A 14,404-nucleotide genomic window follows, 5' to 3' on the forward strand; every position below is an offset into this window, starting at 1 on the left:
AAAGTTTGATCGTTCCCTTCCCCACGTTAACGTCGGCACTATCGGCCACGTTGACCACGGTAAGACCACTCTGACCGCAGCTCTGACTCGCGTCTGCTCCGAAGTTTTCGGTTCGGCAGTCGTTGAGTTCGACAAGATCGACTCGGCTCCGGAAGAAAAAGCGCGCGGTATCACCATCAACACCGCTCACGTCGAGTACAACTCGAACATTCGTCACTACGCTCACGTTGACTGCCCAGGTCACGCTGACTACGTGAAGAACATGATCACCGGTGCTGCCCAGATGGACGGCGCGATCCTGGTTTGCTCGGCCGCCGATGGTCCGATGCCACAAACCCGTGAGCACATCCTGCTGTCCCGTCAGGTTGGCGTTCCGTACATCGTGGTCTTCCTGAACAAGGCTGACCTGGTAGACGACGCTGAGCTGCTGGAACTGGTCGAGATGGAAGTTCGCGACCTGCTGTCCACCTATGACTTCCCAGGCGACGACACCCCGATCATCATCGGTTCGGCTCGTATGGCGCTGGAAGGCAAAGACGACAACGAGATGGGCACCTCCGCCGTCAAGAAGCTGGTTGAAACTCTGGACAGCTACATCCCAGAGCCAGAGCGTGCTATCGACAAGCCGTTCCTGATGCCAATCGAAGACGTATTCTCGATCTCGGGTCGTGGTACCGTTGTTACCGGTCGTATCGAGCGTGGTATCGTCCGCGTTCAGGATCCGCTGGAAATCGTTGGTCTGCGTGACACCACCACCACCACCTGCACCGGTGTTGAGATGTTCCGCAAGCTGCTGGACGAAGGTCGTGCTGGCGAGAACTGCGGCGTTCTGCTGCGTGGTACCAAGCGTGACGACGTTGAGCGTGGCCAGGTTCTGGTCAAGCCAGGTTCGGTCAAGCCGCACACCAAGTTCACCGCAGAAGTCTACGTCCTGTCGAAGGAAGAAGGCGGTCGTCACACTCCGTTCTTCAAAGGCTACCGTCCTCAGTTCTACTTCCGTACCACTGACGTGACCGGTAACTGCGAACTGCCGGAAGGCGTTGAAATGGTAATGCCAGGTGACAACATTCAGATGACTGTTACCCTGATCAAGACCATCGCAATGGAAGACGGTCTGCGCTTCGCTATCCGTGAAGGCGGTCGTACCGTCGGCGCCGGCGTCGTAGCAAAAATTATTGAATAAGTAGTTGATTTACTTGATCAGGCCGGTATAATGGCCGGCCTGATACAGCGTTACAGGTCAGTAGCTCAATTGGCAGAGCGACGGTCTCCAAAACCGTAGGTTGGGGGTTCGATTCCCTCCTGACCTGCCATTTCACTTCGGTGTGATGGCTTTCTTCTCACAGGATCCTCCTTGATGACTCCCAAAACTGAAGCCCAAGAATCGCGTTTTGATCTGTTCAAGTGGCTGGCTGTAGTTGCTTTGGTGGTTGTAGCTGTTGTGGGTAATCAATATTACTCCGCCTCTCCGATCCTGTATCGCGTTCTCGCACTTCTCGTCCTGGCTGCTGTCGCAGGCTTTGTAGCTCTGCAGACTGCGAAGGGCAAGTCGTTCTTTGCGTTGGCGAAGGAAGCTCGTACCGAAATCCGTAAAGTCGTGTGGCCGACCCGCCAGGAAACCACCCAGACCACGCTGATTGTCGTGGCTGTCGTGCTGGTTATGGCACTGCTGCTGTGGGGTCTTGATTCCCTGCTCGGCTGGGCGGTCTCCCTGATCGTTGGCTAAAGGTGTCCCGTGGCTAAGCGTTGGTATGTTGTGCATGCTTACTCGGGTTACGAGAAGCATGTAATGCGCTCCCTGATTGAGCGCGTCAAGCTGGCTGGCATGGAAGACGGTTTCGGCGAGATCTTGGTTCCGACCGAAGAAGTCGTCGAAATGCGCAACGGCCAGAAGCGCAAGAGTGAGCGTAAATTCTTCCCTGGCTATGTACTGGTCCAGATGGAGATGAACGAAGGGACTTGGCACTTGGTCAAGGACACCCCTCGTGTGATGGGCTTTATTGGCGGTACCGCAGACAAGCCTGCACCGATCACCGATAAAGAAGCTGAAGCTATCCTGCGTCGCGTTGCTGACGGTAGCGACAAGCCGAAGCCGAAGACACTGTTCGAGCCAGGTGAAGTGGTTCGTGTCATTGACGGTCCGTTCGCTGACTTCAATGGTAGTGTCGAAGAGGTTAACTACGAAAAGAGTCGCCTCCAGGTGGCGGTGCTCATTTTCGGTCGCTCTACTCCGGTGGAGCTCGAGTTCAGCCAGGTCGAAAAGGTCTAGGCGGACGAAGCATCCCAAACCCCGCAGCCCTGTGTGTTGCGGGGTTTTGTCGTCACTGGGATAAAACGCAAGTCATCCGGGGAGCCATCAGGCGTTCGTACCCGATTTTGGAGTAGCTCATGGCTAAGAAGATTCAGGCTTACATCAAGCTGCAAGTTAAGGCCGGCCAGGCCAACCCAAGCCCACCCGTTGGTCCAGCACTGGGCCAACACGGTGTGAACATCATGGAATTCTGCAAGGCCTTCAACGCCCGTACCCAGGGTCAAGAAGCCGGCCTGCCGACTCCTGTGATCATCACTGTCTACAGCGACCGTAGCTTCACCTTCGAGACCAAGAGCACCCCTGCCTCGGTTCTGCTGAAGAAAGCTGCTGGCCTGACCAGTGGTTCGGCTCGTCCGAACACCGTTAAAGTCGGTACCGTTACCCGTGCTCAGCTGGAAGATATCGCCAAGGCAAAACAGGCTGATCTGACCGCTGCTGACCTGGACGCTGCTGTACGCACCATCGCTGGCTCTGCCCGCAGCATGGGCCTGAACGTGGAGGGTGTGTAATGGCTAAGCTGACCAAACGCCAAAAGGCAATCGCCGAAAAAATCGAAGCAGGCAAGGCCTACAACTTCGAAGAAGCGGCAACTCTGCTGGCCTCGCTGCCTGCTGCCAAGTTCGTCGAGTCCTACGACATCGCCGTTAACCTCGGTGTTGACCCGCGTAAATCCGACCAGGTCGTTCGTAGCGCTACTGTGCTGCCACACGGCACTGGCAAGACCGTTCGCGTTGCTGTCTTCACCCAGGGTCCAGCTGCTGAAGCCGCTCTGGCTGCCGGCGCTGACCGCGTAGGTATGGACGATCTGGCTGCCGAAATGAAAGCCGGCGATCTGAACTATGACGTCGTCATCGCATCGCCTGATGCCATGCGCGTTGTAGGTCAGCTGGGTCAGGTTCTGGGTCCTCGCGGCCTGATGCCTAACCCGAAAGTTGGTACCGTTAGCCCAGACGTAGCCACTGCCGTGAAAAACGCCAAGGCTGGTCAGGTTCGCTACCGTACCGACAAAAACGGTATTATCCACACCTCCGTTGGCAAGGTCGGCTTTGAAGCTGGCAAGCTGAAGGAAAACGTTGAAGCCCTGATCGCTGATCTGAAGCGTATCAAACCAGCTTCGTCGAAAGGTATCTACGTCAAGCGCGTTACCCTGAGCACCACCATGGGCCCAGGTCTGGTCATCGATCAGAGCTCGCTGAACGTGTAAGAACATGGCGGTGCGATTCGTCTCGCCGCCAGCAAAAATTGGGGTCCCTGCCTGGCGGGGGCTATCCAAGACCGTAGGTGGCGCAAGCCTTAAAACACCAGCCCACGCAGATGGTGCTCCCGATTCGTTACCGAATCAGACACCAAAACGACATCCGGCTTCGGCCAGATGAAACGGTAAAAACCAGGAGTAAACCCGTGGCAATTAAACTCGAAGACAAGAAGGCCATCGTCGCTGAAGTCAACGAGGCTGCCAAAGTCGCTCTGTCCGCTGTTGTGGCTGATGCCCGTGGTGTGACTGTAAGCGCAATGACCGGACTCCGTAAAGAGGCCCGCGAGGCTGGCGTTTACGTACGTGTCGTACGTAACACCCTGCTCAAGCGCGCTGTTGAAGGCACCGAGTTTTCGGTCCTCAACGACGCGTTCAAAGGCCCGACCCTGATTGCTTTCTCCAACGAACACCCGGGCGCTGCTGCTCGTCTGTTCAAAGAGTTCGCCAAGGGTCAGGACAAGTTCGAGATCAAGGCAGCTGCGTTTGACGGCAATTTCATTGCAGCGAACCAGATCGACGTGTTGGCTACCCTGCCGACCCGCGACGAAGCTATTGCACGACTGATGAGCGTTATTCAAGGCGCCACCAGCAAGCTGGCTCGTACTCTGGCAGCCATTCGCGACCAGAAAGAAGCTACCGCTGCCTAAGGCACGCGAACTCTTTCAAAATCATTTGTTTAATTTGATGGCTGCGTAGGCCTTCACCCCAATACAGGATTTAAGTCATGTCCCTGACTAACGAGCAAATCATCGAAGCAATCGGCCAGAAAACCGTTCTGGAAGTTGTTGAGCTGATCAAAGCAATGGAAGAAACCTTCGGCGTGACCGCTGCTGTTGCCGCTGCTGGCCCAGCTGCTGCTGCCGCTGTTGTTGAAGAGCAGACCGAGTTCAACGTTGTTCTGGTTGAAGCCGGCGAGAAGAAAGTGAACGTGATTAAAGCCGTTCGCGAGCTGACCGGTCTGGGCCTGAAAGAAGCCAAAGAGAAAGTCGATGGCGCTCCTCAGGTTGTAGCTGAAGGCGTTTCGAAAGAAGCCGCTGAAGACGCTAAGAAGAAGCTGGAAGAAGCAGGCGCTAAAGTCGAGCTGAAGTAATTTCGACTTTGCGATGCCAGCCTGAGCGTTGAGCACAAGGCTGATGGCTGGTGGCTTATGCCACCGGCCTTTTTCCGTTATTGGCGGTCGGTCAAGCCGGCCCCGATAACAAGCTGCAAGACACCCACGTGGGTGGCGCAAACCAAGGGGTTTGCACGATTTTCTGGCTGCTCCCGCCGGGAGAAGCCAAACAAGCAGGTGACCAAGCTGGGGAACGCTGATGGCTTACTCATACACTGAGAAAAAACGTATCCGCAAGGACTTTAGCAAGTTGCCGGACGTCATGGATGTGCCTTACCTCCTGGCCATCCAGCTGGATTCGTATCGCGAATTCCTGCAAGCGGGAGCATCCAAGGATCAGTTCCGCGACGTCGGCCTGCACGCGGCCTTCAAATCGGTATTCCCGATCATCAGCTACTCCGGCAATGCTGCCCTGGAGTATGTAGGCTATCGCCTGGGCGAGCCTGCCTTCGATGTGAAGGAATGTGTCCTGCGTGGCGTGACCTTCGCGGTCCCACTGCGGGTCAAGGTGCGCCTGATCATCTTCGACAAGGAATCGTCGAACAAAGCGATCAAGGACATCAAAGAGCAAGAAGTCTACATGGGTGAAATCCCCCTGATGACTGAGAACGGTACCTTCGTTATCAACGGTACCGAGCGTGTGATCGTTTCCCAGCTGCACCGTTCGCCTGGTGTGTTCTTCGACCACGACCGTGGCAAGACTCACAGCTCCGGCAAGCTGCTGTACTCCGCTCGCATCATCCCTTACCGCGGTTCCTGGCTGGACTTCGAGTTCGACCCGAAAGACTGCGTGTTCGTACGTATCGACCGTCGCCGCAAACTGCCGGCGTCGGTGCTGTTGCGCGCCCTGGGTTACAGCACTGAAGAAGTGCTGAACACCTTCTACACCACCAACGTGTTCCACATTTCCGGCGAAAAACTCAGCCTGGAACTCGTGCCGCAGCGTCTGCGTGGTGAAGTTGCGGTCATGGACATCCATGACGAAACCGGCAAGGTCATTGTCGAGCAGGGCCGCCGTATTACTGCGCGCCACATCAACCAGCTCGAGAAGGCCGGCGTCAAGCAGCTGGACGTTCCAATGGAATACGTCCTGGGTCGCACCACTGCCAAGGCCATCGTGCACCCGGCTACTGGCGAGATCCTGGCTGAGTGCAATACCGAGCTGACCACTGATCTGCTGATCAAAGTCGCCAAGGCACAGGTCGTCCGTATCGAGACCCTGTACACCAACGACATTGATTGCGGTCCGTTCATCTCCGACACCCTGAAGATCGACACCACCAGCAACCAGCTGGAAGCCCTGGTCGAGATCTACCGCATGATGCGTCCAGGCGAGCCGCCGACCAAGGATGCCGCCGAGACCCTGTTCAACAACCTGTTCTTCAGCGCCGAGCGTTACGACCTGTCCGCTGTCGGTCGCATGAAGTTCAACCGTCGTATCGGTCGTACCGAGATCGAAGGTTCAGGCGTGCTGAGCAAGGAAGACATCGTCGAGGTCCTCAAGACCCTGGTCGATATCCGTAACGGCAAAGGCATCGTCGACGACATCGACCACCTGGGTAACCGTCGCGTACGTTGCGTCGGCGAGATGGCCGAGAACCAGTTCCGCGTTGGCCTGGTGCGTGTAGAGCGCGCGGTCAAGGAACGCCTGTCGATGGCGGAAAGCGAAGGCTTGATGCCGCAGGACCTGATCAACGCCAAGCCGGTTGCGGCGGCGGTGAAAGAGTTCTTCGGTTCCAGCCAGCTGTCCCAGTTCATGGACCAGAACAACCCGCTCTCCGAGATCACCCACAAGCGCCGCGTCTCTGCGCTCGGCCCGGGCGGTCTGACCCGTGAGCGTGCTGGCTTCGAAGTCCGTGACGTACACCCGACTCACTACGGCCGTGTGTGCCCGATCGAGACCCCTGAAGGTCCGAACATCGGTCTGATCAACTCCCTGGCGGCCTATGCCCGCACCAACCAGTACGGCTTCCTGGAAAGCCCGTACCGTGTGGTGAAGGAAGGCGTTGTCAGCGACGACATCGTGTTCCTGTCGGCAATCGAAGAAGCGGATCACGTCATCGCCCAGGCTTCGGCCGCGATGAACGACAAGAAGCAACTGATCGATGAGCTGGTAGCTGTTCGTCACCTGAACGAATTCACCGTCAAGGCGCCGGAAGACGTCACCCTGATGGACGTTTCGCCGAAGCAGGTAGTTTCCGTTGCTGCGTCGCTGATTCCGTTCCTCGAGCACGACGACGCCAACCGTGCGTTGATGGGTTCGAACATGCAGCGTCAGGCTGTACCGACCCTGCGTGCTGACAAGCCGCTGGTAGGTACCGGCATGGAGCGCAACGTTGCCCGTGACTCCGGTGTCTGCGTGGTTGCTCGCCGTGGTGGCGTGATCGACTCGGTCGACGCCAGCCGTATCGTTGTTCGCGTCAACGACGACGAGGTGGAAACCGGCGAAGCAGGTGTAGATATCTACAACCTGACCAAGTACACCCGCTCGAACCAGAACACCTGCATCAACCAGCGTCCGCTGGTCAGCAAGGGTGACAAGGTTCAGCGTAGCGACATCATGGCCGACGGCCCGTCCACCGACATGGGTGAGCTGGCACTGGGTCAGAACATGCGCATCGCGTTCATGGCGTGGAACGGCTTCAACTTCGAAGACTCCATCTGCCTGTCCGAGCGTGTGGTCCAGGAAGATCGCTTCACCACCATCCACATTCAGGAACTGACCTGTGTGGCGCGTGACACCAAGCTTGGCCCAGAGGAAATCACTGCGGACATCCCGAACGTGGGTGAAGCTGCACTGAACAAACTGGACGAAGCCGGTATTGTCTACGTGGGTGCTGAAGTCGGCGCTGGTGACATCCTGGTTGGCAAGGTCACGCCAAAAGGCGAAACCCAGCTGACTCCGGAAGAAAAACTGCTGCGCGCAATCTTCGGTGAGAAGGCGAGCGACGTTAAAGACACCTCCCTGCGCGTGCCAACTGGCACCAAGGGCACTGTCATTGACGTACAGGTCTTCACCCGTGATGGCGTCGAGCGCGATAGCCGCGCTCTGGCCATCGAGAAGATGCAGCTGGACGAGATTCGCAAGGACCTCAACGAAGAGTTCCGCATCGTCGAAGGTGCAACCTTCGAGCGTCTGCGTTCTGCCCTGAACGGCCAGGTGGTCGACGGTGGCGCGGGCCTGAAGAAAGGCACCGTGGTCACCGACGAAGTGCTGGACGGTCTGGAGCACGGCCAGTGGTTCAAACTGCGCATGGCTGAAGATGCACTGAATGAGCAGCTGGAAAAGGCTCAACAGTACATCGTCGACCGTCGCCGTCTGCTGGACGACAAGTTCGAAGACAAGAAGCGCAAGCTGCAGCAGGGCGATGACCTGGCTCCGGGCGTACTGAAGATCGTCAAGGTCTACCTGGCAATTCGCCGTCGCATCCAGCCGGGTGACAAGATGGCTGGTCGTCACGGTAACAAGGGTGTTGTCTCGGTCATCATGCCGGTTGAAGACATGCCGCACGATGCCAACGGTACTCCGGTCGACGTCGTACTGAACCCGCTGGGTGTACCTTCGCGTATGAACGTTGGTCAGATCCTTGAAACCCACCTGGGCCTCGCGGCCAAGGGCCTGGGCGAAAAGATCGACCGCATGATCGAAGAGCAACGCAAGGCTGCTGAGCTGCGCGTATTCCTGACCGAGGTCTACAACGAGATCGGCGGTCGTCAGGAAAACCTCGCCGAGTTCACCGACGAAGAGATCCTGGCCCTGGCACACAACCTGAAGAAGGGCGTGCCGATGGCTACTCCGGTCTTCGATGGTGCCAAGGAAAGCGAGATCAAGGCCATGCTGAAGCTGGCTGATCTGCCAGAGAGCGGCCAGATGGTGCTGTTCGATGGCCGCACCGGCAACAAGTTCGAGCGTCCGGTGACCGTTGGTTACATGTACATGCTCAAGCTGAACCACTTGGTGGACGACAAGATGCACGCGCGTTCCACTGGTTCCTACAGCCTGGTTACCCAGCAGCCGCTGGGTGGTAAGGCGCAGTTCGGTGGTCAGCGTTTCGGGGAGATGGAAGTGTGGGCGCTGGAAGCATATGGCGCGGCATACACCCTGCAAGAAATGCTCACAGTGAAGTCGGACGACGTGAACGGCCGTACCAAGATGTACAAGAACATCGTGGATGGCGATCACCGTATGGAGCCGGGCATGCCCGAGTCCTTCAACGTGTTGATCAAAGAGATCCGTTCGCTCGGTATCGATATCGATCTGGAAACCGAATAACACGTGACGCGAAGGGGGGTGGGGCAGGTAATGCCCGCTCCCTGCTCCGCCAGGAGGAAAGGCCTTGAAAGACCTACTGAATTTGCTGAAAAACCAGGGTCAAGTCGAAGAGTTCGACGCCATCCGTATCGGTCTGGCGTCGCCTGAAATGATCCGTTCGTGGTCGTTCGGTGAAGTTAAGAAGCCGGAAACCATCAACTACCGTACGTTCAAACCTGAGCGTGACGGCCTGTTCTGCGCCAAGATCTTTGGCCCAGTCAAGGACTACGAGTGCCTGTGCGGCAAGTACAAGCGCCTCAAGCACCGCGGCGTGATCTGCGAGAAGTGCGGCGTTGAAGTTGCCCTGGCCAAGGTTCGTCGTGAGCGCATGGCGCACATCGAACTGGCCTCGCCGGTCGCCCACATCTGGTTCCTGAAGTCGCTGCCGTCCCGTATCGGCCTGCTGATGGACATGACCCTGCGTGATATCGAACGCGTGCTCTACTTCGAGAGCTATGTCGTTATCGACCCAGGCATGACCACCCTGGAAAAGGGCCAGCTGCTGAACGACGAGCAGTACTTCGAAGCGCTGGAAGAGTTCGGTGACGATTTCGATGCCCGCATGGGTGCCGAAGCTGTCCGCGAACTGCTGCACGCTATCGACCTGGAGCACGAGATCGGTCGCCTGCGCGAAGAGATTCCGCAGACCAACTCGGAAACCAAGATCAAGAAGCTGTCCAAGCGCCTGAAGCTGATGGAAGCTTTCCAGGGCTCGGGCAACCTGCCTGAGTGGATGGTCCTGACCGTCCTGCCAGTACTGCCACCGGACCTGCGTCCGCTGGTCCCGCTGGATGGCGGCCGCTTCGCGACCTCCGACCTGAACGACCTGTATCGTCGGGTGATCAACCGTAACAACCGTCTGAAGCGCCTGCTGGATCTGTCGGCGCCAGACATCATCGTGCGCAACGAAAAGCGCATGCTGCAGGAGGCGGTCGACGCCCTGCTGGACAACGGCCGTCGCGGTCGCGCCATCACTGGCTCGAACAAGCGTCCGCTGAAGTCGCTGGCTGACATGATCAAAGGTAAGCAAGGTCGCTTCCGTCAGAACTTGCTCGGTAAGCGTGTGGACTACTCTGGCCGTTCGGTAATTACCGTAGGCCCGACCCTGCGTCTGCACCAGTGCGGTCTGCCGAAGAAGATGGCCCTCGAGCTGTTCAAACCGTTCATTTTCGGCAAGCTGGAAATGCGTGGTCTGGCGACCACCATCAAGGCTGCCAAGAAGATGGTCGAGCGCGAGCTGCCAGAGGTGTGGGACGTTCTCGCCGAAGTGATTCGCGAACACCCCGTACTGCTCAACCGTGCACCGACCCTGCACCGTCTGGGTATCCAGGCTTTTGAACCGGTTCTGATCGAAGGTAAGGCTATCCAGCTGCACCCGCTGGTCTGTGCCGCGTACAACGCCGACTTCGACGGTGACCAGATGGCCGTTCACGTGCCGCTGACGCTGGAAGCCCAGCTCGAAGCGCGCGCGCTGATGATGTCGACCAACAACATCCTGTCGCCAGCCAACGGTGAGCCAATCATCGTACCGTCGCAGGACGTGGTACTGGGTCTGTATTACATGACCCGTGAAGCCATCAACGCCAAGGGCGAAGGTCGCGTATTTGCCGACCTGCAGGAAGTCGACCGCGTATTCCGCGCCGGCGAAGCTGCGCTGCACGCGAAAATCAAGGTTCGTATCAACGAAACCGTGAAAGATCGCGACGGCAGCGTTACCAAGAACACCCGTATTGTCGACACCACGGTCGGCCGCGCGCTGCTGTTCCAGGTTGTACCGGCAGGCCTGCCGTACGACGTGGTCAACCAGCCGATGAAGAAGAAGGCGATCTCCAAGCTGATCAACCAGTGCTACCGCGTGGTTGGTCTGAAAGAGACCGTTATCTTCGCTGACCAGCTGATGTACACCGGTTTCGCTTACTCCACCATCTCTGGCGTGTCCATTGGTGTGAACGACTTTGTCATCCCTGATGAGAAAGCGCGCATCATCAACAGCGCTACCGATGAAGTGAAGGAAATCGAGAGCCAGTACGCCTCCGGCCTGGTAACCCAGGGCGAGAAGTACAACAAGGTCATCGACTTGTGGTCGAAGGCGAACGACGAAGTGTCCAAGGCGATGATGGCCAACCTCTCGAAAGAGAAGGTCATCGACCGCGAAGGCAAAGAAGTCGAGCAAGAGTCCTTCAACTCGATGTACATGATGGCTGACTCTGGTGCGCGGGGTTCCGCAGCCCAGATCCGTCAGCTGGCCGGTATGCGTGGCCTGATGGCCAAGCCGGACGGCTCGATCATCGAGACGCCGATCACTGCGAACTTCCGTGAAGGTCTGAGCGTACTCCAGTACTTCATCTCGACTCACGGTGCTCGTAAAGGTCTGGCGGATACCGCGTTGAAGACTGCGAACTCCGGTTACCTGACCCGTCGTCTGGTAGACGTTGCGCAAGACCTGGTTGTAACCGAGATCGATTGCGGTACCGACCATGGCTTGCTGATGACTCCGCACATTGAAGGCGGTGACGTTGTAGAGCCGCTGGGTGAGCGTGTACTGGGCCGTGTCATTGCCCGTGACGTGTTCAAGCCAGGCACCGAGGACGTCATCGTTCCGGCCGGTACGCTGGTAGACGAGCAGTGGGTCGAGTTCATCGAGCTGAACAGCATCGACGAAGTTATCGTGCGTTCGCCGATCAACTGCGAAACCCGCTACGGCATCTGCGCCAAGTGCTACGGTCGTGACCTGGCGCGTGGTCACCAGGTGAACATCGGTGAAGCTGTCGGCGTTATCGCTGCTCAGTCGATCGGTGAGCCGGGTACCCAGCTGACCATGCGTACGTTCCACATCGGTGGTGCTGCGAGCCGTACTTCGGCTGCCGACAGCGTCCAGGTGAAGAACGGCGGTATGGTACGTCTGCACAACCTGAAGCAGGTCGTGCGTGCCGATGGCAACCTGGTTGCTGTGTCGCGTTCTGGCGAGCTGGCCATTGCTGACGAATTCGGTCGTGAGCGTGAGCGTTACAAGCTGCCTTACGGTGCGGTAATTTCGGTCAAGGAAGGTGAGAAGGTCGAAGCTGGCGCCATCGTCGCCAAGTGGGACCCGCACACCCACCCGATCGTTACCGAGCTGAAAGGTACCGTGACCTTCGTGGGCATGGAAGAAAACATCACCATCAAGCGCCAGACCGACGAACTGACCGGCCTGACCAACATTGAAGTACTGGACGTCAAGGATCGCCCTGCCGCAGGCAAGGAAATCCGTCCGGCAATCAAGATGGTCGACGCCAATGGCAAGGACCTGTACCTGCCAGGTACCGATGTACCGGCGCAGTACTTCCTGCCAGCCAACGCCTTGGTTGGTGTTGCTGACGGTGCCCAGATTGGTGTTGGTGACGTTATCGCGCGTATCCCGCAAGAAACGTCGAAGACCCGTGACATCACCGGTGGTCTGCCACGCGTAGCTGACTTGTTCGAAGCGCGTCGTCCGAAAGAAGCCTCGATTCTGGCTGAAGTCAGCGGCACCATCGCGTTCGGTAAAGAGACCAAGGGCAAGCGTCGCCTGGTCATCACGCCGACCGACGGCAGCGATCCGTACGAAGAGCTGATTCCGAAGTGGCGCCACCTGAACGTCTTCGAAGGTGAACAGGTAAACCGCGGCGAAGTTATCTCCGACGGCCCGAGCGATCCGCACGACATCCTGCGTCTGCTGGGTGTGAGCGCGCTGGCGAAGTACATCGTCAACGAGATCCAGGACGTTTACCGTCTGCAAGGCGTGAAGATCAACGACAAGCACATCGAGACCATCCTGCGTCAGATGCTGCGCAAGGTCGAGATCTCCGAGTCGGGCGATTCCAGCTTCATCAAGGGCGACCAGATGGAACTGACTCACGTACTGGTCGAGAACGAGCGTCTCGCCAGCGAAGACAAGTTCATCTCGAAGTTCACCCGCGTGTTGTTGGGTATCACCAAGGCGTCGCTGTCGACCGAATCGTTCATCTCCGCGGCTTCCTTCCAGGAAACCACCCGCGTACTGACCGAAGCGGCGGTAACCGGCAAGCGCGATTACCTGCGCGGCCTGAAAGAGAACGTGGTCGTGGGTCGTCTGATCCCGGCCGGTACCGGTCTGGCCTACCACAGCGAGCGCAAGCGTCGCCGTGAAGCCGACAAACCGCTGCGTGTAAGCGCCAGTGAGGTGGAAGCCGCACTGACCGAAGCGCTGAATTCCAGCGGTAACTAAGTACAGGGCAGGGCCCCGGCAAGCTTCGATCGACCATCGGCGACATGAAATGTTGCCGATGATCGGGCGAGGAGGGCCGGGGCCTTGTCTTGACTGGGTGCAAGATCCTCCGTAGACTTTTGTACCCTTAAATTTGGTGAGGCTCCGTCTCGCCAATTTTTGGCTTTCTTGCAAGACAATAGAGTCGCAAGACAATCAGTGGAGCTAGTAGATGGCAACTATCAACCAGCTGGTACGTCAGCCGCGTAAGCGTTCGGTCGAGAAGTCCGACGTTCCTGCGCTGCAGAACTGCCCGCAACGTCGTGGCGTGTGCACCCGTGTGTACACCACCACGCCGAAAAAACCTAACTCGGCACTGCGTAAAGTATGCCGTGTGCGTCTGACCAACGGTTTCGAGGTTTCCTCGTACATCGGCGGTGAAGGCCACAACCTGCAAGAGCACAGCGTCGTCCTGATCCGTGGCGGCCGTGTAAAAGACTTGCCAGGTGTTCGTTACCACACCGTTCGCGGCTCTCTGGATACTTCGGGCGTCAAAGGCCGTAACCAGGGTCGTTCGAAGTACGGTACCAAGCGTCCGAAGTAATCGGCCGTTTGCACATATCCATTTTTTTGAGTCGATAAGAGTAAGGTCGGGCAGGGGTCGAAGACCCACGTCCCGGGCTAACCTGAAGACCGTTTGAGGGCTTATCATGCCAAGACGTCGTGTAGCAGCAAAACGTGAGATTCTGGACGATCCTAAATACGGATCCCAAATCCTCGCCAAGTTCATGAACCACGTGATGGAAAGCGGCAAGAAGGCTGTAGCCGAGCGCATCGTTTACGGTGCCCTGGATACCGTCAAAGCACGCAAGAACAGCGACCCCCTGGAAATCTTCGAGAAAGCTCTCGACGCCATCGCTCCGCTGGTCGAAGTAAAGTCCCGCCGTGTCGGCGGTGCCACTTACCAGGTCCCGGTTGAAGTTCGTCCATCCCGTCGTAATGCTCTGGCAATGCGCTGGCTCGTAGACTACGCCCGCAAGCGTGGCGAGAAGTCGATGGCTCTGCGCCTGGCTGGCGAGCTGCTGGATGCTGCTGAAGGCAAAGGTGCTGCAGTCAAGAAGCGTGAAGACGTTCACCGTATGGCTGAAGCCAACAAAGCGTTCTCGCACTACCGCTTCTAATTCAAGCATCAATCATTTTGCGAGGGCTTT

Annotated in this window: 11 protein-coding genes and 1 tRNA gene; all 12 read left to right on the top strand. The window is 57.7% G+C overall.

Translation table 11 applies throughout. The annotated features are described in order from the left end of the window. A partial coding sequence (tuf, locus tag CKW35_RS22950) for an elongation factor Tu (protein WP_095117017.1) occupies window positions 1-1,183 on the top strand: 1,183 nt, incomplete at its 5' end. A 54-nt stretch (window positions 1,184-1,237) separates the two neighbouring features. After that, window positions 1,238-1,313, top strand: a tRNA-Trp gene (locus CKW35_RS22955). Between the two features lie 44 nt (window positions 1,314-1,357). After that, window positions 1,358-1,726, top strand: a complete 369-nt coding sequence (gene secE / locus CKW35_RS22960; RefSeq protein ID WP_016484648.1) for a preprotein translocase subunit SecE — start codon at window positions 1,358-1,360, stop codon at window positions 1,724-1,726. Window positions 1,727-1,735: 9 nt separating this feature from the next. Further along, entirely contained in the window at window positions 1,736-2,269 is a 534-nt protein-coding gene (gene nusG, locus CKW35_RS22965) for a transcription termination/antitermination protein NusG (protein ID WP_003255501.1), read from the top strand. A gap of 119 nt (window positions 2,270-2,388) precedes the next feature. Then, a complete protein-coding gene (rplK, locus tag CKW35_RS22970) occupies window positions 2,389-2,820 on the top strand; it encodes a 50S ribosomal protein L11 (protein WP_003255500.1) in 432 nt (143 codons plus the stop codon). After that, window positions 2,820-3,515, top strand: coding sequence for a 50S ribosomal protein L1 (gene rplA / locus CKW35_RS22975; protein ID WP_016392127.1), 696 nt, complete (start codon window positions 2,820-2,822; stop codon window positions 3,513-3,515). The genes rplK and rplA overlap by 1 nt, the downstream gene beginning before the upstream one ends. A 197-nt stretch (window positions 3,516-3,712) precedes the next feature. Next, window positions 3,713-4,213 (top strand): 50S ribosomal protein L10, encoded by a 501-nt coding sequence (gene rplJ, locus CKW35_RS22980; RefSeq protein ID WP_016484649.1) that lies wholly within the window; start codon window positions 3,713-3,715, stop codon window positions 4,211-4,213. A 77-nt stretch (window positions 4,214-4,290) separates the two neighbouring features. Beyond that, the gene (gene rplL, locus CKW35_RS22985) at window positions 4,291-4,656 is read left to right on the top strand and encodes a 50S ribosomal protein L7/L12 (protein ID WP_007957596.1); all 366 of its coding nucleotides are present in this window, start codon (window positions 4,291-4,293) and stop codon (window positions 4,654-4,656) included. 220 nt (window positions 4,657-4,876) lie between these two features. Next, window positions 4,877-8,950, top strand: a complete 4,074-nt coding sequence (gene rpoB / locus CKW35_RS22990; protein WP_016484650.1) for a DNA-directed RNA polymerase subunit beta — start codon at window positions 4,877-4,879, stop codon at window positions 8,948-8,950. Window positions 8,951-9,014: 64 nt separating this feature from the next. After that, on the top strand, window positions 9,015-13,214 hold the full coding sequence (gene rpoC / locus CKW35_RS22995) for a DNA-directed RNA polymerase subunit beta' (RefSeq protein WP_016484651.1): 4,200 nt from the start codon (window positions 9,015-9,017) through the stop codon (window positions 13,212-13,214). A 211-nt stretch (window positions 13,215-13,425) separates the two neighbouring features. Then, window positions 13,426-13,797, top strand: a complete 372-nt coding sequence (rpsL, locus tag CKW35_RS23000; protein ID WP_003255492.1) for a 30S ribosomal protein S12 — start codon at window positions 13,426-13,428, stop codon at window positions 13,795-13,797. Between the two features lie 106 nt (window positions 13,798-13,903). Continuing rightward, window positions 13,904-14,374: a 30S ribosomal protein S7 gene (rpsG, locus tag CKW35_RS23005; protein ID WP_003246741.1), complete on the top strand. Its 471-nt coding sequence runs from the start codon at window positions 13,904-13,906 to the stop codon at window positions 14,372-14,374. Window positions 14,375-14,404: the final 30 nt, after the last annotated feature.

Source organism: Pseudomonas sp. Irchel 3F3, from assembly GCF_900187545.1.
Lineage (GTDB): Bacteria > Pseudomonadota > Gammaproteobacteria > Pseudomonadales > Pseudomonadaceae > Aquipseudomonas > Aquipseudomonas fortuita.

Coding starts and splice junctions, on each gene's coding strand:
- secE (WP_016484648.1), top strand. CDS start 1,358: ATGACTCCCAAAACTGAAGCCCAAGAATCGCGTTTTGATCTGTTCAAG.
- rplA (WP_016392127.1), top strand. CDS start 2,820: ATGGCTAAGCTGACCAAACGCCAAAAGGCAATCGCCGAAAAAATCGAA.
- rplK (WP_003255500.1), top strand. CDS start 2,389: ATGGCTAAGAAGATTCAGGCTTACATCAAGCTGCAAGTTAAGGCCGGC.
- rpsL (WP_003255492.1), top strand. CDS start 13,426: ATGGCAACTATCAACCAGCTGGTACGTCAGCCGCGTAAGCGTTCGGTC.
- rplL (WP_007957596.1), top strand. CDS start 4,291: ATGTCCCTGACTAACGAGCAAATCATCGAAGCAATCGGCCAGAAAACC.
- rpsG (WP_003246741.1), top strand. CDS start 13,904: ATGCCAAGACGTCGTGTAGCAGCAAAACGTGAGATTCTGGACGATCCT.
- rpoB (WP_016484650.1), top strand. CDS start 4,877: ATGGCTTACTCATACACTGAGAAAAAACGTATCCGCAAGGACTTTAGC.